Raw genomic sequence first — 315 nt, 5'->3', positions numbered from 1 at the left:
GCGTCGCGGAGAAGTGGGACCTCGTCATCTTCGGCACCGAGATCGGTACCGCCTACTCCGAGCTGGTCGACCCGGTCGAGCAGCGGGCCCGGCTGACCGACCAGGCGCGGCTGGCTGCCGGCGGCGACGCCGAGGCGATGAACGTGGCCGAGGACTTCCTCCGCCCCCTCGCGTACGCCATGCTCCACCCCGTTGGCCTGGGTCGGGGCCTGCACAGCCTGACCGTGACGCTCACCGTCAACACCATCCGCGCGACCTCCCTGTCGGCGCTCGTCAAGCCCCACCCGGTGGGAGCCGCGGCGATGAGCGCCAACG

1 protein-coding gene is annotated in these 315 nt (G+C 72.1%); it reads left to right on the top strand.

Features of this window, described 5'->3' with window-relative positions:
- Positions 1 to 315, top strand: a 315-nt coding sequence (locus UK12_RS34870) for an amino acid--tRNA ligase-related protein (RefSeq protein WP_045307237.1), incomplete at both ends; no start/stop codon positions are given.

Origin of the sequence: Saccharothrix sp. ST-888, from assembly GCF_000955975.1 — a bacterium.
GTDB lineage: Bacteria > Actinomycetota > Actinomycetes > Streptomycetales > Streptomycetaceae > Kitasatospora.
The sequence above is the reverse complement of the archived record's forward strand: the minus strand, read 5'-3'. Positions and strand labels throughout refer to the sequence as shown.